20 protein-coding genes are annotated in these 20,004 nt (G+C 56.1%); 19 read left to right on the top strand and 1 reads right to left on the bottom strand.

Going from position 1 to position 20,004, the window contains the following annotated elements; translation table 11 throughout:
- Positions 1 to 228: 228 nt before the first annotated feature.
- Positions 229 to 1,023: a transglycosylase domain-containing protein gene (locus tag WMO23_RS03140; protein WP_020310778.1), complete on the bottom strand. Its 795-nt coding sequence runs from the start codon at positions 1,021 to 1,023 to the stop codon at positions 229 to 231.
- 197 nt (positions 1,024 to 1,220) lie between these two features.
- Between WMO23_RS03140 and WMO23_RS03135 the strand changes: the two genes are divergently transcribed.
- The 19 genes from WMO23_RS03135 to WMO23_RS03045 all read left to right on the top strand — a co-directional run bounded on the left by WMO23_RS03135 (position 1,221) and on the right by WMO23_RS03045 (position 19,959).
- A complete protein-coding gene (locus WMO23_RS03135; RefSeq protein ID WP_349173247.1) occupies positions 1,221 to 2,465 on the top strand; it encodes an argininosuccinate synthase in 1,245 nt (414 codons plus the stop codon).
- Positions 2,466 to 2,477: 12 nt separating this feature from the next.
- Positions 2,478 to 3,911 (top strand): argininosuccinate lyase, encoded by a 1,434-nt coding sequence (gene argH / locus WMO23_RS03130; protein ID WP_020310776.1) that lies wholly within the window; start codon positions 2,478 to 2,480, stop codon positions 3,909 to 3,911.
- 202 nt (positions 3,912 to 4,113) lie between these two features.
- Positions 4,114 to 4,947: a UDP-3-O-acyl-N-acetylglucosamine deacetylase gene (lpxC, locus tag WMO23_RS03125; RefSeq protein ID WP_292260508.1), complete on the top strand. Its 834-nt coding sequence runs from the start codon at positions 4,114 to 4,116 to the stop codon at positions 4,945 to 4,947.
- A gap of 17 nt (positions 4,948 to 4,964) precedes the next feature.
- A complete protein-coding gene (gene fabZ, locus WMO23_RS03120) occupies positions 4,965 to 5,411 on the top strand; it encodes a 3-hydroxyacyl-ACP dehydratase FabZ (RefSeq protein WP_020310774.1) in 447 nt (148 codons plus the stop codon).
- 204 nt (positions 5,412 to 5,615) lie between these two features.
- Positions 5,616 to 6,428 (top strand): acyl-ACP--UDP-N-acetylglucosamine O-acyltransferase, encoded by an 813-nt coding sequence (gene lpxA, locus WMO23_RS03115; RefSeq protein WP_022498081.1) that lies wholly within the window; start codon positions 5,616 to 5,618, stop codon positions 6,426 to 6,428.
- Positions 6,429 to 6,553: 125 nt separating this feature from the next.
- A complete protein-coding gene (locus tag WMO23_RS03110) occupies positions 6,554 to 7,369 on the top strand; it encodes an LpxI family protein (protein WP_020310772.1) in 816 nt (271 codons plus the stop codon).
- Positions 7,370 to 7,377: 8 nt separating this feature from the next.
- Entirely contained in the window at positions 7,378 to 8,532 is a 1,155-nt protein-coding gene (lpxB, locus tag WMO23_RS03105) for a lipid-A-disaccharide synthase (RefSeq protein WP_020310771.1), read from the top strand.
- Positions 8,516 to 10,282, top strand: a complete 1,767-nt coding sequence (gene msbA, locus WMO23_RS03100; protein WP_302681227.1) for a lipid A export permease/ATP-binding protein MsbA — start codon at positions 8,516 to 8,518, stop codon at positions 10,280 to 10,282. The genes lpxB and msbA overlap by 17 nt, the downstream gene beginning before the upstream one ends.
- Positions 10,283 to 10,287: 5 nt before the next feature.
- Positions 10,288 to 11,625, top strand: a complete 1,338-nt coding sequence (locus WMO23_RS03095; RefSeq protein WP_292108255.1) for a 3-deoxy-D-manno-octulosonic acid transferase — start codon at positions 10,288 to 10,290, stop codon at positions 11,623 to 11,625.
- 4 nt (positions 11,626 to 11,629) lie between these two features.
- Positions 11,630 to 12,775: a tetraacyldisaccharide 4'-kinase gene (gene lpxK, locus WMO23_RS03090; RefSeq protein WP_020310768.1), complete on the top strand. Its 1,146-nt coding sequence runs from the start codon at positions 11,630 to 11,632 to the stop codon at positions 12,773 to 12,775.
- Positions 12,772 to 13,521, top strand: coding sequence for a 3-deoxy-manno-octulosonate cytidylyltransferase (kdsB, locus tag WMO23_RS03085; protein ID WP_292108247.1), 750 nt, complete (start codon positions 12,772 to 12,774; stop codon positions 13,519 to 13,521). Before lpxK ends, kdsB begins: the two co-directional genes overlap by 4 nt.
- Positions 13,522 to 13,524: 3 nt before the next feature.
- On the top strand, positions 13,525 to 14,370 hold the full coding sequence (gene kdsA / locus WMO23_RS03080; RefSeq protein WP_020310767.1) for a 3-deoxy-8-phosphooctulonate synthase: 846 nt from the start codon (positions 13,525 to 13,527) through the stop codon (positions 14,368 to 14,370).
- A gap of 15 nt (positions 14,371 to 14,385) precedes the next feature.
- Positions 14,386 to 15,357: a KpsF/GutQ family sugar-phosphate isomerase gene (locus WMO23_RS03075; RefSeq protein WP_036200877.1), complete on the top strand. Its 972-nt coding sequence runs from the start codon at positions 14,386 to 14,388 to the stop codon at positions 15,355 to 15,357.
- Positions 15,357 to 15,893, top strand: coding sequence for a KdsC family phosphatase (locus WMO23_RS03070; RefSeq protein ID WP_020310765.1), 537 nt, complete (start codon positions 15,357 to 15,359; stop codon positions 15,891 to 15,893). Before WMO23_RS03075 ends, WMO23_RS03070 begins: the two co-directional genes overlap by 1 nt.
- Positions 15,894 to 15,911: 18 nt before the next feature.
- Positions 15,912 to 16,850, top strand: a complete 939-nt coding sequence (locus WMO23_RS03065; protein WP_292108248.1) for a lysophospholipid acyltransferase family protein — start codon at positions 15,912 to 15,914, stop codon at positions 16,848 to 16,850.
- Positions 16,822 to 17,376, top strand: coding sequence for an LPS export ABC transporter periplasmic protein LptC (gene lptC / locus WMO23_RS03060; protein WP_020310763.1), 555 nt, complete (start codon positions 16,822 to 16,824; stop codon positions 17,374 to 17,376). Before WMO23_RS03065 ends, lptC begins: the two co-directional genes overlap by 29 nt.
- A gap of 2 nt (positions 17,377 to 17,378) precedes the next feature.
- Positions 17,379 to 18,122 (top strand): LptA/OstA family protein, encoded by a 744-nt coding sequence (locus WMO23_RS03055; protein ID WP_051132438.1) that lies wholly within the window; start codon positions 17,379 to 17,381, stop codon positions 18,120 to 18,122.
- Positions 18,123 to 18,137: 15 nt separating this feature from the next.
- A complete protein-coding gene (gene lptB, locus WMO23_RS03050) occupies positions 18,138 to 18,857 on the top strand; it encodes an LPS export ABC transporter ATP-binding protein (RefSeq protein ID WP_020310761.1) in 720 nt (239 codons plus the stop codon).
- Positions 18,858 to 18,870: 13 nt separating this feature from the next.
- Positions 18,871 to 19,959, top strand: a complete 1,089-nt coding sequence (locus WMO23_RS03045; protein WP_020310760.1) for an LptF/LptG family permease — start codon at positions 18,871 to 18,873, stop codon at positions 19,957 to 19,959.
- The last annotated feature ends 45 nt before the right edge of the window (positions 19,960 to 20,004 follow it).

The raw sequence follows: 20,004 nt of genomic DNA, 5'->3' as shown, positions 1-20,004 counted from the left end.
AGGCGCTGTCGCATGAAGACAGCGCCTTTTTTATGCTGTAGGGGACGCCCATAGGGCGCCCCGCCTTGAATTATGTGCATTCCCTTACCATGACGAATGACTCGCGGTAAAAAAGCTTGCCATCATCCTAAATGGCCTGTATCTGAATCTCACAGCGGGCCGCCCTTTGGGACGGCCCCTACTACAGACGGCGGATGCTCGTTACGAGGGCGTCCCGCCTGATAGCAGCTACTTTCGTTCGAGAATCTCTTTTTTATAAGCTTCTGCGCCTTGTTCCGGGCTGATATAGCCTTGTTCTGCCATCAAGGTCAGGACTGTTTTCTGCCGGGCTTTGGCGGCGTCGTAATTTTTCAGGGGATTATAGTAGGTCGGCGCCTGTACCAGGCCGGCCAGCATGGATGCCTGGGCCAGGTCCAGTTTTTCCGGCGTCGTCGTGAAATACGTCCGGGCCGCGTCGTCGATGCCCGTGGCGTTGGCGCCGAAATAGGCTGTATTCAAATAGATTTCCAGGATTTCATCTTTGCTGTAGTAATGTTCCAGCAAGAAGGCCATGACGAATTCCTGGGCCTTGCGGGCCATGGTCCGGTCCTGGGAAAGGAAGACATTCTTGACGACCTGCTGGCTGATGGTGCTGCCGCCTTCGACGGTCTCACCGGATTCGATGTTGACCAGGACGGCCCGGATGATGCCGATCGGGTCGATGGCACCGTGGTCGTAGAAGCGGCGGTCTTCCGTGGCGACGACGGCATGCTGCATGGGCTTGGAAATGGCGTTGATGGCTACGTAGACGGGGATTTTCTTGATCTTGTTGTCCATAGCTTCGTGGAAGTGCAGGTACGGATAGATCCGGATTTCCAGCGGCCGCAGCGGTGCCGGCCAGCTTCCCTGCGGTTCCTTTTCTTCTTGGAGCTTGGCCGCCGTCTCGACGGCAGGCTTGGCCGTTTTCGGCGCGTCGAAGAGCAGGTTCCAGCCGGCACAGATGGCAAAGGCCAGGGCAAAGATGGCGATGTATTTTAGTTTCATTGAATTCCTCCTACTAAACACTTTTATTATACTATACTTTGCAGGGCGAGGGAATTGACAGGCCTGTAAAAAAAAGTTTGCAAATTTTTTATGCAAAATACTTGCATAATATTTCAACTGGGTGTATACTATCAAACGTAGACAGAAACAAACACAAATCAATCGCTTTGGTTCATCAGATAGAGGAGGAAATCATCATGAGTAACACGAAAAAAGATATTAAAAAAATTGTCCTGGCTTATTCCGGCGGCCTCGATACGTCGGTCATCATTCCCTGGCTGAAGGAAAACTATCCTGGCGCCGAAGTCATCGCTGCCTGCGCCGACGTCGGCCAGCCGGACGACTTTGAAGCCATTGAAAAGAAAGCCTATGCTTCGGGCGCTTCCAAAGTCTATGTCATGGACATCAAAAAAGAATTCATGGAACAGTACGTTTGGCCGACGGTCAAAGCCGGTGCTGTCTATGAAGGCAAATACCTCTTGGGCACGTCCTTCGCTCGGCCCCTTATTTCCAAGAAACTCGTCGAAGTCGCCAAGAAAGAAGGCGCCGATGCCATCGCTCACGGCGCTACAGGCAAGGGCAACGACCAGGTCCGCTTTGAATTGACCGTCAAAGCCCTGGCTCCGGAAACGACCCTCATCGCTCCCTGGCGGATGTGGGACCTCAAATCCCGTGAAGACGAACTGAAATACGCTGAAGCCCACAACGTCCCCATCGACTATCAGTCCGAAGAAAATCCCTATCCCTACAGCATGGACTGGAACATCTGGCACCTGAGCCATGAAGGGGACGACCTGGAAAACCCGGCCAATGCCCCGAAAGACATGGTCTACATGGTCACCAAGACGCCGGAACAGGCTCCGGATGCTCCGGAATACGTCAAGATCGACTTTGAACAGGGCGTCCCTGTTGCCGTCAACGGTCAGAAACTGGGTGCTGTCGAACTCATTACGGCCCTCAATGAAATCGGTGCCCGCAACGGCGTCGGCATCGTCGATATCGTCGAAAACCGGCTGGTCGGCATGAAGAGCCGTGGCATCTATGAAAACCCGGGCGGTGCCATCATCATGTATGCTCACAGAGAATTGGAATACCTCTGCCTCGACCGCGACACGTATCACTATAAAGAAAATGTGGCCAACAAATTTGCCGAACTCGTCTATGACGGCAAATGGTTCTCGCCGCTCCGCGAAGCCCTGTCGGCTTTCGTCGATGAAACGCAGAAGACCGTTACCGGCCAGGTTACATTGAAACTCTATAAGGGCAACATCATCAGCGCTGGTTCTACATCGCCGTACTCCTTGTACAACGAAGAATTCGTCACCTTCGGCGAAGACGACGTATATGACCAGACCGATGCCGAAGGCTTCATCAACCTCTTCGGCCTGCCGCTCAAGATGCGGGCCCTCATGAAACAGCACGTAGAAAAACAGGGTAAATAAGGAGCGATTCGTATGAAGTTATGGGGCGGCCGTTTTACCAAGGCCACGGATAAAAGTGTAGAAGAATTCAATGCGTCCATCCAGTTCGATTGCCGCATGTATGCTGAAGATATCTGCGGCAGCATTGCCCATGCGACGATGCTGGCCAAACAGGGCATCATCTCCCAGGAAGACAAAGACGCCATCGTCAAGGGCTTGAAGGCTATTTTCCAGCAGATCGAAGACGGGAACTTCGATTTCTCCGTCGAGCTGGAAGACATCCACATGAACATCGAAAAACGACTGACCGATGCCATCGGCGAAGCCGGCAAGCGCCTGCATACCGGCCGCAGCCGCAACGATCAGGTCGCCTTGGATACGCACATGTATGTCCGCCGCGAAATCGCCGCCGTCGCCAAGCTCCTGGTCAAGCTCCAGGAATCGCTGGTCAAGGCTGCAGAAAAGTACAGCGACGTCATCATGCCGGGCTATACCCACCTCCAGCGGGCCCAGCCGATCCTCTTCAGCCACCACCTCATGGCCTATTTCTCCATGCTGTCCCGTGACTTCATCCACTTGAAATACGCCTGGGACATGGCCGATATCATGCCCCTCGGTGCCGGTGCCCTGGCTGGCACGACGTATCCCCTCGACCAGCCTTTCGTCGCCAAGACCCTGCATTTCGGCAAGATTTACGACAACAGTCTCGATGCCGTCAGCGACCGGGACTACATCATCGCCTTCCTGGAATTCGCAGCCGTCCTGATGATGCACCTCAGCCGCTTGTCGGAAGAATTCATCCTCTGGTCCAGTTCGGAATTCAAGTTCATCGAACTCGACGATTCCCACTGCACGGGCTCGTCCATCATGCCCCAGAAGAAGAATCCCGACATCTGCGAACTCGTCCGCGGCAAGACGGGCCGGTTCTACGGCCACCTCATGGGCGTCCTGACCATGATGAAGGGCATCCCCATGGCCTACGACAAGGACATGCAGGAAGATAAAGAAGGTGTCTTCGATGCCATCGATAATTTGAAATTCGCCCTGACCATCTATGCGGCCATGATCGACAAGATGACCGTCAATGGCAAACATATGCGGGAAGTGCTGGAAAGCGACTTTTCCAATGCGACGGATATGGCCGACTACCTGGCCAAGAAAGGCCTTCCTTTCCGGGAAGCCCATGCCGTCGTCGGCAAGGCCGTCCACTACTGCATCGAACAGGGCAAGGTATTACAGCAGTTATCGCTGCAGGAATTGCAGGCCATGAGCCCGCTCTTCGCAGAAGACATCCATCACTACTTGGATATCGAAACCTGCGTCAAGCAGCGTAACACGTATAACGGCACGTCGCCTCAGTCCGTGGCCCGCCAGTGTAAAGCCGGCAAAGCCGCCATGGATGGGGAACAGGCCCAGATTGAAACCTGGAACGACGTCGTCGCCTCTGTCTATGAACTATTGAAGTAAAAAGCGATTGAACGAAAAGGAGCTGTCCCCTGGGGCGGCTCTTTTTCGTTTGCAAGGAATTAGGTGGGCCGCGAACCACGGACCACTAGGCCGCAGGCCGAAACCACGAACAACACCCTTGTCATACACCCTATAAATAAGGTATAATAAAAAAGTATGAAAAAAATTATCTTACTCGTAACAGGAAAGGAGGGGCCTGCCTATGTCAATAGTAGCACAAACGACGCTGGCTCATGACGTTTCATATAACGGCATCGGCCTGCATGCTGCGAATGAAGTTCATATGGTATTGCGCCCGGCTCCGGCTGATACAGGCATCGTCTTTATCCGGACGGATTTGCCCGGCAGACCGTCTGTACAAGCCCATCTCACGAATGTAACCAATACAATGCGGGCGACGACGTTGGAAAACGGGGAAGCCAAGGTCTTCACAGTAGAACATCTGCTGTCCGCCTTGAGCGGCATGGAAGTGGATAACTGCTTCGTCGAAATGGATTCGGTCGAACCGCCCGTCGCCGACGGAAGCAGCCTGACTTTTGTCAAGCTCATCGAAGAAGCGGGAATCCGTGACCTGGACGCACCGCGCCGCCTGCTGGCCGTCCAAAAACAGCATCTCGTCCAGGAGGACGATAAATTCATCGCCATCGTGCCCTATGATGGCTTCCGCATCACCTTCACTTCGATCAACCCGCACCCCATGCTGGGCGTGCAGTTCCTGGACACGACGATTACCAAGGAATCGTATGTCCGCGACATTTCCTTTGCCCGCACCATCGCCTTTACGGAAGAATTGGAAATGCTCAAGAAATTAGGCCTCGGCAAAGGGGGTACCATCGAAAACGTCGTCGTCTACGATAAGACGTCGTGCCTGTCCGTTCCCCGCTGTGACGACGAACTGGTCCGTCATAAGGTCCTCGATATCATCGGCGACCTGTCCCTGCTCGGCCGTCCTGTCCGAGGGCACATCATCGCCGTCAAATCGAGCCATAAACTGAACAACCTGCTGACCCATAAAATATTTGAAGAAATGCAGTGATTTAAGGAGGAATTCTCATGACTTTGGAAGTAACTGATATTATGGAAATTTTGCCGCATCGCTATCCCATGCTGCTCGTAGACCGCATCATCGAACTTGAACCGATGAAATATGCCATCGGCATCAAGAATGCGACCTTCGATGAACAATTTTTCCAGGGCCATTTCCCGGGAAAACCGGTCATGCCCGGCGTCCTCATCGCCGAAGCCATGGCCCAGGTCGGCGGCGTAGCCCTGCTCTATCCGGAAGAAAACCGCGGCCTCATCCCGTTCTTTACAGGCATCGACAAACTGCGCTTCCGCCATCCCGTCATCCCTGGCGACCAGCTGGTCATGCGGGCTGACATCGAAAAGATCAAAGGCCGCATGGGCAAGGTCAAGGCCCAGTGTCACGTCGGCGACACACTCTGTGCCGAAGGGGAATACCTCTTTGCCCTCATGCCGGGTCAGAACACGAAAAAATAAGTTAAGAAAAATTTAAAAAATCTTTACTGCATGTTAAATAACGGCCTAAATGGGCGTATTTGCGAGTATACAGAGGAATATAGCGGGAAAAGGCCTGATTTTGCCCGGCAAAACCGGACTGGTATTCTGCGAGTGTATATAATATGTGATTTAGGTTGAAAATAAGCGCCTGCCGCTCAGGCAGGGAAGCGAGGAGTGACTTTAATGACCGAGGAAACGAATAACATGCCTCAGAGCATGATACATCCGACGGCTATTATAGACCCGCAGGCAAAAATCGGTGCCGGTGTCAAAATCGGGCCGTATGCCGTTATCGGGCCCCACGTTACCATTGGCGATGGTACGGAAATCATGGCCCACGTTACCATCGACGGCTGGACCACGATCGGTAAGGACTGCCGGTTTTTCCCGAGCTGTTCCATCGGTTCGGAACCACAGGATTTGAAATATCACGGTGAAAAGAGCTACCTGATCATCGGCGACCGCTCGGTGTTCCGGGAATTCGTCACCGTCAGTACGGCCACCGGTGAAGGCGAAGAAACGCGCATCGGCAACGACTGCCTCTTCCAGGCCTGCACTCATGTAGCTCATAACTGCGTCGTCGGCAATCACGTCATCATGAGCAACTGCGCCGGCCTGGCCGGCCACGTCACCGTCGAAGACCGCGTCGTCATCGGCGGCATCGCCGGCGTCCATCAGTTCGTTAAGATCGGCCGCAACAGCATGATCGGCGGCCTGGCAAAAGTCGTCCAGGATATTCCGCCCTTCGTCATCGCCGACGGTCAGCCGGCCCGCTGCATCGGGCTGAACAGTGTCGGCCTTTCACGGGCCGGGATTCCGGAAGAAGTACGCCGGGAACTGAAGAAGGCTTTCCGCATCCTGTACCGTTCCGGCCTGAACCTGCGCCAGGCCATTGCCGAAATGGAACAGGAACTGGACAGCTATGAAGAAGTAGAACATTTCCTCCGCTTCCTCCGCAATGCCGACCGCGGTATCTGCAGAGGGACGAAAGATTAGGCAGCCGCTATTGGCTAAAAAGGGGTGTCGCGTCTGCGATGGCCCCTTTTTTTGCTGACAGGGGGCCTGTTTTTTTGTTATAATATAAAGATGAATATTTCTCTTTATGAATAAGGATGATTGCTATGGAAAAAGTAGGATTGCTTGCCGGTGTCGGCAAACTGCCTGTAGAATTTATGCGCGCTGCCAAACAGCTGGGTCACGAAGTCGTCGTCATCGCCGTCGTCAGTGATGTCGAACCGGAACTGGCTGCCGAAGCAGATGCTTATTATGAAATCAACGTCGCCAAACTGGATAAGGTCATCAAGACCCTCAAGAAGAATGGCGTCGCCAAAGTGACCATGATTGGCAAGGTCACTAAGGAAATCCTCTTCAAAGGCTTGAAGTTCCCTGACTGGCGGGCTATCAAGCTGCTGGCGAAACTGCGCAACCGCAAGGACGATACGATCATGCTGGCCATCGTCGAAGAACTGGCCAAAGATGGCCTGGAAGTCGTCGACCAGACACTGTACCTGAAACCCCTCATGCCGTCTTGCGGTGTCTTGTCGCGCCGTAAACCGACGGCGTCGGAAGAAGACGATATCCGCTTCGGTTTCGTCACGGCCAAGGCCATGGGCGGCATGGACATCGGCCAGACTGTCGTCGTCAAGCACAAGGCCGTCATGGCTGTCGAAGCCATCGAAGGGACCGACGCTTGCATCCGCCGCGGCGGCGCCCTGGGACGGGAAAAATCCGTCGTCGTCAAAGTGGCCAAGCCCAACCAGGACCCGCGTTTCGACGTGCCTGCCGTGGGCAAGCAGACCATCTTGTCCATGATTGAAAGCCATTGCAATGTCCTGGCCATGGAAGCCGGCCGGACGCTCTTCGTCGAACAGGACGAAGTCCTGGACCTGGCCAACCGCCACGATATCTGTATCTGTGCTGTCGATAAGAATTTTTAGGAGAGCCTATGAAAATCATGTTTTCTGCCGGTGAGGCGTCGGGCGACCTGCACGGGGCCAATTTGGCCCGGTCCCTGCGCGAACTGGATCCGCAGATCGAACTGCTCGGTATGGGCGGCAAGGAAATGGCAGCGGCCGGCGTCGACATCGTCTATGACATCAAGAACTTAGGCGTCATCGGCGTCGGGGAAATCATCCGCAAGATTCCCTTTTTCTTCCGCCTCCGCGACTTCCTCGTCGATACGATGCGTAAAGAAAAGCCCGATGTCCTGGTCTGCATCGACTATCCGGGCTTCAACATGCGCCTCATCAAGGTGGCCAAAGCGGCGGGCATCCCCGTCGTCTATTATATCCTGCCGACCATCTGGGCCTGGCACAAGAGCCGCGGCAAGACCATTGCCAAGTATACGGATCTGGCCATTTCCCTCTTTCCCTTTGAAGCCAAGATGTATGAAGACATGGGGACGAATGTCATCTATGCCGGCCATCCCCTGGTCGATACGGTCCATGCGACCATGAGCCGCCGCGAGGCCTGTGCTCATTTCGGACTGGACGAACGGAAGAAGACGGTCCTCCTCATGCCGGGCAGCCGGGTCCAGGAAGTACGCGGCCTCCTGCCGTGTATGCTGGAAGCGGCCAAGCTCATCCGCAAAGAGGCAGGGGACGTCCAGTTCATCCTGCCCAAGGCGTCGACTATCGACGAAGGCCTCCTCGATGAGATCATCCGGGCTTCAGGCGTCGCCGTCACGGTCGGTGAAGAAAAAGTATACGATATGATGAATCTCAGTACGGCAGCCATCGCGGCTTCGGGGACGGCGACGCTGGAAACGGCCCTCATGGGCCTGCCGACGCTCCTGGTGTACCGCGTCAACCGCCTGACTTACTGGTTATCGAAAGTCCTGGTCCATATCGACAGCATCGGCCTGCCGAACATCATCATGGGCCATCGGGTCATCCCTGAATTGTGGCAGGATGAGGTGACGCCGGAAAACATCGCTGCCGCCATGGTGCCTATGATCACCGATAAAGTGCACCGTGAAGCATTGCACAAATCCCTGGCGGCCGTCCGCCGCACGATGGGGGAACCCGGCGCTGTCCAGCGGACGGCCCAGGCTATCTTAGATTTTGCAAGAGAAAGAGGTGCCCATGAAGCAATACAATAGTTGGCAAAGTTATAAGAGATTATTAATGTTCATCAAGCCGTACAAGATGCGCCTCGTCGTCGCCGTCATCTGTATGGCCCTGTCCGGGGCGAGCGACGTCGTCGTCCCGTGGCTCATCAAGGACGTCATCGATAAGGTCCTGGCCAATAAGGATATCTACACGCTGAACCTCATCGTCATCGGTATCCTGGTCCTCTTCCTGCTCCGCGGGTTCTTCTATTTCGGCCAGAAATACCTCATGAGTTTCGTTGGCCAGAAAATCGTCAACGATATCCGCGAAACCCTGTATCGTCACTTGCAGACCCTGTCCCTGTCGTACTTCGACAAGCACAAGACGGGCAATATCATGAGCAACCTGACCAATGACGTCACGGCTTTGCAGACGGCCATTGCAGGCAACCTCATTTCCTTCGTCCAGGAAGCGGTCATCCTCGTCGGCTCCCTGGGGTCCATGCTCTTCCTCTACTGGAAGCTGACCCTGTTGACCTTGGTCATCGTCCCCCTCGTCGTCTTTACGATCAACTTCTTCGGCTCCCGCCTGCGCCGGGCCGGCCACGACGTCCAGGGCAAGATGGCTGACATTACGTCGCTTTTGGAAGAGGCTATTTCGGGGATCCGCATCATCCGCTCCTTCAACCGGGAGGACTTTGAAATCCGCCGCTTCATGGTCCAGAACGACCGCAACTTCTGGGCTCTCATGACGACGACTAAACTGACGGCCCTGCTGACGCCGTTCATCCAGTTCTTCGCAGCCATCGCTGTCACGGGCATCATCTGGTACGGCGGCATGAGCGTCATCGACGGCGAAATGACGGCCGGCGCCCTCATCGCCTTCCTCATCTACGCCATCAACCTGGCCAACCCGGTCCGCCGAATCAGTGAAATCTACGGCGATATCCAGAAATCCCTGGCCGCTGCCGACCGCGTCTTTGAAACAATCGACACCGAACCGGATGTCAAGGAAAAGCCGGACGCCATCGTCTTGCCGCCGGTCAAAGGGGAAGTCGAATTCAACCATGTCTCCTTTGCCTATGACAAAGACCACCCGGCCCTTACCGATTTCAATTTGAAAGTCGCCCCTGGCGAAGTCGTCGCCCTCGTCGGCCCCAGCGGTGCCGGCAAATCGACGGTCGCCAACTTGCTGCCCCGTTTCTACGATGTCACGGGCGGCAGTCTGACCATCGATGGCATTGACGTCCGCGACGTCACCTTCTCGTCCCTGCGCCAGCAGATCGGCCTGGTCCCGCAGGAAACGATGCTTTTCAACGCTACGGTCCGGGAGAACATCCTCTACGGCCACCTCGATGCGACGGACGAAGAAGTCGTCGCCGCTGCCAAAGCCGCCAATGCCCATGACTTCATCCGGGAACTGCCCGGCGGCTACGAAGCCCTCGTCGGCGACCGCGGCAGCTCCCTGTCCGGCGGCCAGCGCCAGCGCATCGCCATTGCCCGGGCCATCCTCAAGAACCCGCGCATCCTCATCCTCGATGAAGCGACGTCGGCTCTCGATACGGAAAGCGAAAAGATCGTCCAGGCTGCCCTGGACCGCCTCATGGAAGGCCGCACGGCCGTCGTCATCGCCCACCGCCTGAGCACGGTCCGCAATGCCGACAACATCGTCGTCATCGACCACGGCCGCATCGTCGAAGAGGGGACCCATGATGAACTACTGGCAAAAGACGGCCTCTATGCCCATCTCTATGCCGTACAGTTCAACGATACTACGGAAGAAACAGCGTCAGAAGGTTGATTGTGATGAAGAATCTAAAATCGCACCCCATGTACTGGCTGTATAATATCCTGCTCCTCATCTATTGGGCTACGCTCATTCCCATGCTCATTTACCGGCTCATCAGGGAAGAAGGATTTTATCAGCGCATCAAACAGAGCATCGGCTTCTTGCCGGAAGAATTAAAAGATAAAATATCCAATCGCCATGCCATCTGGGTCCATGCCGCGTCGGTCGGGGAAATCGTCGCGGCCAGCCCGATTGTCCGGGAAATGCGCAAGACCCATCCCGACGAAGTCATCATCGTCTCTGTCGTCACGGCGACGGGCTTCCACATGGCCCATCAGATCATCAAGGGCGCCGACGGGATCCTCTATTTCCCGCTGGACCTGCCGTATCTGACCAACCGCATCCTGACCATCGTCAATCCCCAGGCCATCGTCCTGGTAGAAACGGAAATCTGGCCGAATTTCCTGCGCATCGCCGCAGATAAGCATATTCCGGTCATGATGATGAACGGCCGCATCAGCCAGCGCAGTGCTGTCCGTTACCGCATGATTACCTTCTTTACGCGCCGCGTCTTGTCGACGATACGCATGTTCTGCATGCAGAGCCGCATCGACGCCCAGTATATCATCGACATCGGCGCCGATCCCAACAAGGTCATCGTCACGGGCAACACCAAGTACGACCAGACCTATGGCATCGTCACGGAAGCCGAAAAGAAGCGCTTCCTCCACGAACTGGGCTTTGCCGAAGGGACGTATCCCATCATGATTGCCGGCAGTACCCACAAAGGGGAGAACGGCTCGGTCTACAAGGCCTTCGTCAAGATACGGGACCATTTCCCGGAAGCCAAATTGATCATCGCCCCGCGCTATATCTATCAGGCCGATCTCATCATCGACGAAGGCATCAAGCACGGCGTCACTATGGTCAAGCGTAGCGATATGAAGGCCGGGAAACCGATCCGGTCCGAATACGACGGCGTCATCCTCGATACCATCGGCGAACTGGGGCGCGTCTACAGCCTGGGCGACCTCATCTTCGTCGGCGGCAGCCTGGCCCATATCGGCGGCCATAATATCCTGGAACCGGCAGCTCATGGCAAGCCCATCGTCGTCGGTCCCAATATGTTCAACTTCGTCGAAATCTTCGATCTCCTCAGCAGCCGCGGCGCCTGCGTCATGGTCAAGAATGAAAAGGAATTCATCGACACCTGCCTGGATATCCTCATCCATCCCGACCGGGCCGAAGCCATGAAGCGCAGCTGCATCGAAGTCGTCCAGGAAAACCAGGGGGCTACGCGCAAGAACCTGGAACAGCTGCAGAAGATGCTGGACGACGTCCACGGCGGGAGGTGAGCCCATGGCTTTGCGAAACTGGGCTGCCGCCTATTTCCATTATTTGACCGGAAGCGGCGCCCATCACTGCTGGGACTGGCCGGCCCTGGCCCTGCTGCGCGGTGCCGCCTGGCTCTACCGCAAGGGCGTCCTGGTCAAGTATCACGCCATCGCCGACCATCCGGAACGGCAGGAACACGCGCCGGCCGTCGTCATCAGCCTGGGCAACATCACTGTCGGCGGGACGGGCAAGACGCCGATGGCGTGCATGCTGGCCCGGCGCCTGCAATCCCAGGGCTGGCGCGTGGCCCTGCTCAACCGGGGCTACCGCTCTCAGCGCGAAGATGGCGGCGCTGCCGTCATGTCCGATGGACAGCGCGTCCTGCTATCGGCCGAAGAAGGCGGCGATGAAGCCTGCCTCATGGCCCGCAGCCTGCCTGGCATCCCCGTCCTGGTCGGCCGCAAGCGGGCCCTCGGCGGCCGCCTGGCCGTCGAACGCTTCGGTACACAGGTCCTCATCCTCGACGACGGCTTTCAGCACTGGCAGCTGTACCGTGACCTGGACATCGTCCTCGTCGACGGGACCAATCCCTTCGGCAACGGCCATGTCCTGCCGCGGGGCATCCTGCGGGAGCCCATGGAGCAGCTCGGCCGGGCCGATGCCTTCATCATCACTAAGGGCGACCAGATTACGCAGGACCGGGCCGAAGCCATCGCCGCCAAGCTGCGCCAGTACAACCCGGCCGCGCCGGTGGCCATGGCCATCCACAAGCCGTCTTCGTGCCTGGCCTTTGCCGCCTGGCATGACGGAAAGGGCCATGGCTCCGGGGCCTTACAGCCTGACGGCCAGTCCGTCCTGGCCATATCGGCCCTAGGAAACCCGGCTTCCTTTGAACGGACCCTGGCCGATGCGGGCTTCACCGTCGCCGGCTCTCTCCGCTATGAAGACCATCACCATTACAGCCGCGACGATATCCGCCACATGGCCGCCAGGGCCGCCGAAACGGGCTGCCTTTTGGTGACGACGGAAAAGGACGCCGTCAAACTGCCGGCGCCGCTGATCAAGGAATACGACCTGCCGCTGTACGTCTTGAGCATTACTATTGAATTCACAGCAGGGCAGGACCAGATAGATACGATTTTGCAAGCAGTATTGGAGGATAAACTATGAACTTTGTATGCATCATCCCATCGCGCTATGCATCGACGCGCCTGCCGGGCAAGCCGCTGTGCGATATTGCCGGCAAACCGATGGTACAGCGTGTCTATGAACAGGCTGCCAAGGCCTCGAAACTGACGGCTGTCGTCGTCGCCGTAGATAACCCGAAAGTCTATGATACGGTCGTCACCTTCGGCGGCCATGCCGTCATGACCCGCGAAGACCACGCCAATGGCACGGACCGTTTGGCTGAAGCCGTCGGCCATTTTCCCGATGCTGACGTCATCGTCAACGTCCAGGGCGACGAACCGCTCATCGCACCGGACGTCATCGACGACTTGTGCCGGGCCTTTGAAGCAGAACCGGACCTGACCATGGCGACGGTCGCTGCGCCTTTGCAGGAAGACGAATACGATGACCCGAGCGCCGTCAAAGTCGTCCTCAACCAAAAGGATGAAGCCATGTATTTCTCGCGTTCCCTCATCCCGTATCCGCGCCATTCCTTTGAAGAAGGGGGCATCCAGCCGTATAAGCATATCGGTATCTACGCCTATCGCCGCGATTTTCTCCTGCAGTACGCGGCCATGGAACAAACGCCGGCAGAAAAAGTCGAGTCCCTGGAACAGTTGCGGGTTCTCGAAAATGGTTATAAGATAAAAGTGATAAAGACTCATCACCAATTCATCGGCATCGATACGCCGGATGACCTGGAACACATCCGCCGTTATTTTGCCGAATCTGCTCATAAAGGGGAATAGACTATGGAAAAAGTGAAACGAATTCAGGTTGGCAGCCAGACTGTCGGCGGCGATGGCAAACTTTTCGTCATGGCCGGCCCGTGTGTCATCGAGGATCCCGAACGGACCCTGGCTATTGGCAAGACCATGAAGGCTATCTGTGAAAAACTGGGCCTGACGTATATCTTCAAAGCCTCTTTCGATAAGGCGAACCGCTCGTCTTACACGTCCTACCGTGGACCGGGCCTGAAAGAAGGCCTGCGCATCCTGGCTGACATCAAGAAGGAACTCCAGGTTCCCGTCGTCAGCGATATCCACGAAACCTGCCAGGCCGAAGCGGCTGCTGAAGTCCTGGACGTCATCCAGATTCCGGCCTTCCTCTGCCGTCAGACCGATTTGCTAGAAGCTGCTGCGGCTACGGGGAAATGTGTCAACGTCAAGAAGGGTCAGTTCCTGGCCCCGGAAGACATGAAGAATGTCGTCGCCAAGATCGAACACGCTGGCAATGAAAATATCATGCTCACCGAACGGGGCATCAGTCTGGGCTATCACAACCTCGTCGTCGACATGCGTTCCTTCCCGATTATGCGCAGCTTCGGCTATCCCGTCGTCTTTGATGCCACCCACAGCGTCCAGCTGCCGGGCGGTGCCGGTACGAAATCGGCAGGCCAGCGCCAGTTCGTCGGCAACCTGGCACGAGCCGCTGCCGGTGCCGGTATCGACGGCGTCTTCATGGAAGTACACGATAACCCGGCAGAAGCCCTCAGCGACGGGCCGAATATGCTCTACTTATCGCAGGTCGAAGATGTCCTCCGCGATATGATGGCTATCAACGAAATCGCACAGAAAAGCGTAAGCACGGACAGGTAAGGAGACGAGACCATGATGGATATTTTAGAAGAAGCAAAAGACGTGCTCCATCAGGAAGCACAAGGCATTGAAAAGTTGATCCCTACGCTCAACCAGAACTTCGTCAATGCTGTCAACATGATTATGAAATCGAAAGGCCGGGTCATCGTCACGGGCATGGGGAAATCCGGCCACATTGCCCGCAAAGTATCGGCAACCTTGTCCAGTACGGGGACGCCGTCCATTTTCCTCCATCCGGCAGAAGCCATCCACGGCGATTTGGGCATGGTCACGGCAGACGATGTCGTCCTGGCCTTCTCGAACAGTGGGGAAACGGTGGAAATACTCAATATCCTGCCGTCGCTCAAGCGCATCGGTGCCAAACTCATCACCGTCGTCGGCAATCACAATTCGACCTTGGCCAAACATGCCGATATCATCCTCGACGCATCGGTCGAAAAAGAAGCCTGCCCCCTGGGCCTGGCGCCGACGACGAGTACGACGGCGGCTCTGGCCTTAGGCGATGCCCTGGCTGTCGTCCTCTTGACGCAGCACCATTTCACCAAGAAACAGTTCGGCATCTTCCATCCCGGCGGAGCCCTGGGCAAGAAACTCCTGCTCACTGTCGACGATGTCATGCATAAAGGCCAGGACAACCCGGTCGTCAGCGAAGACAGCATCGTCCAGGATGCCCTGTTCCTCATGACCGAAAAGGGCCTGGGTGCCGTATCCGTTGTCAATGAAGACGGCAAACTCGTCGGCCTGGTCACCGACGGCGACGTCCGCCGCGGCCTGGAAACAGGGTCCAACTTCCTCCAGTGGCCTGTCGACGCCATGATGACCAAGAACCCGCGGGTCATTGCCAACCATAAGCTGGCTACGGAAGCCCTGCACATCATGGAAAAGAACCAGCCCCGTCCGATTACGGTCCTGCCTGTCGTCGACAAGGATGACAAAGTCGTCGGCATGATCCATATTACCGATTTGCTGCGGCAGGGAGTGGTCTGATGAGCTTTTTGACACATATCAAGATGCTGGCCCTCGACGTCGACGGCGTCATGACGGACGGCATCATTTACTACAGCCCGTCGGGCGATGCCATGAAAGGCTTTTCTGCCCGCGACGGCATGGGCATTTCCCTGATCCGGGCCGCCGGCATCCAGACGGCCCTGGTCACAGGCCGCCGCTCACCCATGGTCGAGCAGCGGGCGAAGGATCTGCATATCGACTACGTCCTCCAGGACTGCTCGCGCAAGCTTTTGGCCATGCAGCAGTTGTGCAGTGAAATCGGCCTGTCCCTCGACGAAGTGGCCTACATGGGTGACGACCTGAACGACGTCGAACTCATTGCCAATGCCGGTTTCGGCGCAGCGCCCCTCGATGCCTGCGAAGAAGCCCGTCGGTCGGCCGCTTTCGTATCGGCCTATCCCGGCGGCCACGGGGCCTTGCGGGAATTCGCCGAATATATCTTGAAGAGCCAGCATGTCTGGGATAAGGTCCTGCGCCAGTACTTTGGCGACGCGACCTTTACGTTGCGCCAATAAGAAAGGAGAGTCTGTATTGTGAGTAAGGAATGGCAGTATCATGCTGCACGCGGATTCGGCAAGATTCTCTGTCATCTGCCCTATCCGGTTATCATTTCCTTGGGTCGCAAACTAGGCCCTTTCGTAGGAAAACTGATGAAGAAGCAGCGCGAACGCGGTATTTTCCAGATACAGCGCGGCATGGAGTGCAGCCGTGAAGAAGCGGAACGCATCATGACCGACGTCTTCCGCAATCTCGGCCAGTCGCTCATGGAAATCCTCTATACGCCCAATCTCAATCCGGAGAATATCCGGGACTATGTGACATTGGACCATCCGGAACGCCTGGACGAAGCCATGAAGGAAGGCAAAGGCGTCATCGTCCTCACAGCCCACATGGGCAACTGGGAATGGCTCGGCGCCCTGGCCATCTACGGCTATCCGGCGACGACGATCGTCAAGAACCAGGCCAACGACGCCGTAACGCGCCTGCTCAACGAAAACCGTGAGAACATGGGACTGGAAGTCTTCGCCCGCGGCGGCAATGAAATGATCATCGCTGCCCGTGCCTTGAAGCGCAAGAAACTCCTGGGTTTCCTGGCCGACCAGGACGGCGGCTTCCACGGCGTGCCTCAGCCTTTTTTGGGCAAGATGAGCTCGACGCCGAAAGGACCGGCTATGTTCGCCCAGAAGTTCCATTCACCTATCGTGCCGATTTTCCCGGTCCACGACGAAAATCATCATACCCATTTGATGATCGGTGAAATCATGCATTTCGAAGACACAGGCAACAAGGACGAAGACATTGCCCGCATGACCCGCAAGATGGCCGTCGTCACGGAGAATTTCATCAAGGAACACCCGACAGAATGGCTGTGGTTCCAGCATCGCTGGAGTACAGAACCGGAAGAAATCATAGCACTGCAGCAGAAACCGGAGGCGCATACCGATGATAGCCGAAAAGCTGAAAAAGAATAAAATCTCCATCATTGCCGTCATCGCCGTCATCGGCTTTGCCGTCATGCTCTATAGTTTCATGCATCCCCAGAAGACGGAAGACCCCATGGTCAGCCCGGATAAGCTCGTCGAATTCGAAGGGACGGAGCTGGAAGAAAAGAAAGACGGCCAGCTCGTCTGGCGCTTGACAGCCGATAAGATCCAGATCGACCCGGACACGCAGATCATGTATTTCACCAACCCCAAGGCCCTGGTCGTCGCCGAAGATGGAACGCAGATGACTATTACGTCGGACAAGGGCATCGTCGACCGCCAGAAGCGGACCATCGAAATCAAGCCGCCTGTCAAAGCAGAAACCGATAAGGGCGATACGTTGCAGACCGACGGCAGTGTGTATTATAATATGGATACGCGTATGATCAAAGGCGGCAAGGTCGTCATGGACCGCCATGACAAGACGTCGCTCAAAGCCGATGCTTTTGAAACGGACAGCAGCCTGACCAAGGTGACGCTGACCGGCCATGCGCAGGTGACAAAGGGAGAATAACTATGATGGATTTACTTGGAAAGAAACTGGCAGCTGCCGCCCTCATGGGGGCCATGATCCTGCCGGCTGCCGGCGCCCTGGCGGCGGATAATGACGGCAACCCGGCCGTATCCGTCACGGCAGACACGCTGGAATATAACGGTAAGACCCAGGTCGCTACGGCGACGGGCAACGTCGTCATCGTCCGCGACCAGGCTACGATGACCGGCAACAAGGCCGTCTATAACTTGAAGACCGCCGAAGCAGACATGGAAGGCAACGTATCGGTCCAGCAGCCGGACATGCAGCTCAACGCCGATAAGGTCCATTCGACCAACAAGAATTACGTCGTCGCTACAGGCAGCGTCCGCGGCGTCTACGGCGACAAGAAGGTCAATGGCGACAAAGTCGAATACTATCTCGACCAGGATTACGGCATCGTCACGGGCAACGGCTATCTTGAAGCCCAGGGTTCGCAGATGTGGGCCGATCACATCGACGCCTGGTTCAAGCAGATAAAGGCCATCGGTACGGGCAACGTCCATATCGAATCGCCGGCGGAAAACCTCATCGCCTATGCCAATCAGGCCGTCTACACCCAGACGCCGGGGCAGAATGACGGCGTCATCCACTTGACGGGGAATGTCAATGCCACTCAGAACGGCAATTCTCTCAACGGCGACAATGTCGATATCCGCCTGGCCGATAATTCCGTCCAGACCCGCAGCCGATCGACTATCGTCATCGTACCGGGCAGTAATCCGTAATCGTAAGGGGTATCTATGTTTATTCAGACTGAAGATCTCGTAAAAGCGTATAAAGAACGAAATGCCGTCAACGGCGTCAGTATCCGCGTCGACCAGGGCCAGATCGTCGGTCTCCTGGGACCGAATGGCGCCGGCAAGACGACGACTTTCTACATGATCGTCGGCATCGAACGGCCGACGTCAGGGAAGATAACCATTGATGGCAAGGACATCACCAACCTGCCCATTCACAAGCGGGCGGCCTATGGCATCGGCTATCTGCCTCAGGAAGCGTCGATTTTCCGCAAGCTCACCGTCGAAGACAACCTCCTGGCCATGCTGGAGACGACGAAGCTCAGCAAGAAGGAGCAGCATGAAAAAGTGGAAGCCCTGATGGAAGAATTTTCCATCACCCAGCTCCGCGACCGCCTGGGTATCCAGCTGTCCGGCGGCGAACGGCGCCGCGTGGAAATCGCCCGCTGTCTGGTCATGGACCCGGCCTTTATCCTCCTCGATGAACCTTTTGCCGGCATCGACCCCCTGGCCGTCAACGACATCCAGGGCATCATCAGCCATTTGAAACGGCGCGGCATGGGCGTCCTCATTACCGACCACAACGTCCGGGAAACGCTGAGCATCGTCGACAAAGCCTATATCTTGAGTGAAGGGAAGATCCTCCTCGAAGGCAGTCCGGAAATGATTGCCAATGACCCGGTAGCCAAGAAATTCTACTTAGGCGAAGAATTCAGGATGTAACAGGGAGTATGGAATGCGAATATTAGATAAATATATACTAAAAGAATTTATTGGCCCCTTTTTATTCGGCGTCTGTGCCTTTACAGCAGTCTTCGTCGGGACGGGTACGCTCTACCGTATTGCCAACCTCATCAACCAGTACGGGGCTTCGGCCTGGGCTGCCTTCCGCGTCTTCGTCCTGGCCATGCCGTCGATCATCGTCGTCACCTTTCCCATGTCCGTCCTCTTAGGGTCGCTCATGGCCTTTGGCCGCCTTTCCAGTTCCAGTGAAATGATCGTCATGCGGGCTGGCGGACAGAACTTCATCCGCCTGGCCATGCCGATTTTCATTGCCGCTTTCTTCATTTCCATCGGGGCGACGGCCTTCAACGAATACGTCGTGCCCAAGGCCAACAACGCCTATAACACGATCATCAATGAAGAAATAAAGCACAATGTCGCGCCGACGACGCAGGACCATATCATCATCAAGAACACCAAGGGCTCCGATATATCCAGCCTCATGTATGCCCGTCAGTACGACGCCAACACGAAGCAGCTCAAGGATATTACCGTCCAGGAATTTGAAAATGATACGCTCATGCGCGTCGAACAGGCTGACCGGGCCGACTGGAACGGCCAGAAATGGGTCATGCACGAAGGCATGATCTATGACGTATCGGCCAATGAACAGACGACGCGGTCCCTGAAGTTCCAGAACCAGGCCCTGCCGATTACGCAGAAGCCGAATAAGATCAATGCATCCCAGAAGAAACCGGATGAACTGACCATCCGCGAACTGCGGGAACAGATTAAACTCTTGGACCAGAATTCCGTCAACACCAATAAGATGAAAGTCGAAATGTACAACCGCTTCGCCCTGCCTCTGGCCAGCCTGGTCTGCGCCATCGTCGGCGCGCCCCTGGGGATGCAGAAACAGCGCGGCAGTTCGTCCATCGGCTTTGGCATCAGTGTCGTCGTTATCTTTATTTACTATTCCATCATGACCCTGGGCAACGCCCTGGGCAATGGCGGCAAGATACCGGCCTACCTCGCCGCCTTCCTGCCGGACATCATCTGTGGCGTCGCCGGCGTCATCTTAGTCTACAAAAAATCGAAATGAGGGAAAAGGCGCTGTCGCATGAAGGCAGCGCCTTTTGAGTATTAA

Origin of the sequence: Megasphaera intestinihominis, assembly GCF_040096415.1 — a bacterium.
Lineage (GTDB): Bacteria > Bacillota > Negativicutes > Veillonellales > Megasphaeraceae > Megasphaera > Megasphaera intestinihominis.
Note: the sequence above shows the minus strand (reverse complement) of the source record. Positions and strands in the feature narration are given on the sequence as shown.

Excerpts from the sequence above, each read along its gene's own strand:
- WMO23_RS03140 (WP_020310778.1), bottom strand. The coding sequence starts at position 1,023 with ATGAAACTAAAATACATCGCCATCTTTGCCCTGGCCTTTGCCATCTGT.
- WMO23_RS03135 (WP_349173247.1), top strand. The coding sequence starts at position 1,221 with ATGAGTAACACGAAAAAAGATATTAAAAAAATTGTCCTGGCTTATTCC.
- argH (WP_020310776.1), top strand. The coding sequence starts at position 2,478 with ATGAAGTTATGGGGCGGCCGTTTTACCAAGGCCACGGATAAAAGTGTA.
- lpxC (WP_292260508.1), top strand. The coding sequence starts at position 4,114 with ATGTCAATAGTAGCACAAACGACGCTGGCTCATGACGTTTCATATAAC.
- fabZ (WP_020310774.1), top strand. The coding sequence starts at position 4,965 with ATGACTTTGGAAGTAACTGATATTATGGAAATTTTGCCGCATCGCTAT.
- lpxA (WP_022498081.1), top strand. The coding sequence starts at position 5,616 with ATGACCGAGGAAACGAATAACATGCCTCAGAGCATGATACATCCGACG.
- WMO23_RS03110 (WP_020310772.1), top strand. The coding sequence starts at position 6,554 with ATGGAAAAAGTAGGATTGCTTGCCGGTGTCGGCAAACTGCCTGTAGAA.
- lpxB (WP_020310771.1), top strand. The coding sequence starts at position 7,378 with ATGAAAATCATGTTTTCTGCCGGTGAGGCGTCGGGCGACCTGCACGGG.
- msbA (WP_302681227.1), top strand. The coding sequence starts at position 8,516 with ATGAAGCAATACAATAGTTGGCAAAGTTATAAGAGATTATTAATGTTC.
- WMO23_RS03095 (WP_292108255.1), top strand. The coding sequence starts at position 10,288 with ATGAAGAATCTAAAATCGCACCCCATGTACTGGCTGTATAATATCCTG.
- lpxK (WP_020310768.1), top strand. The coding sequence starts at position 11,630 with ATGGCTTTGCGAAACTGGGCTGCCGCCTATTTCCATTATTTGACCGGA.
- kdsB (WP_292108247.1), top strand. The coding sequence starts at position 12,772 with ATGAACTTTGTATGCATCATCCCATCGCGCTATGCATCGACGCGCCTG.
- kdsA (WP_020310767.1), top strand. The coding sequence starts at position 13,525 with ATGGAAAAAGTGAAACGAATTCAGGTTGGCAGCCAGACTGTCGGCGGC.
- WMO23_RS03075 (WP_036200877.1), top strand. The coding sequence starts at position 14,386 with ATGGATATTTTAGAAGAAGCAAAAGACGTGCTCCATCAGGAAGCACAA.
- WMO23_RS03070 (WP_020310765.1), top strand. The coding sequence starts at position 15,357 with ATGAGCTTTTTGACACATATCAAGATGCTGGCCCTCGACGTCGACGGC.
- lptC (WP_020310763.1), top strand. The coding sequence starts at position 16,822 with ATGATAGCCGAAAAGCTGAAAAAGAATAAAATCTCCATCATTGCCGTC.
- WMO23_RS03055 (WP_051132438.1), top strand. The coding sequence starts at position 17,379 with ATGATGGATTTACTTGGAAAGAAACTGGCAGCTGCCGCCCTCATGGGG.
- lptB (WP_020310761.1), top strand. The coding sequence starts at position 18,138 with ATGTTTATTCAGACTGAAGATCTCGTAAAAGCGTATAAAGAACGAAAT.
- WMO23_RS03045 (WP_020310760.1), top strand. The coding sequence starts at position 18,871 with ATGCGAATATTAGATAAATATATACTAAAAGAATTTATTGGCCCCTTT.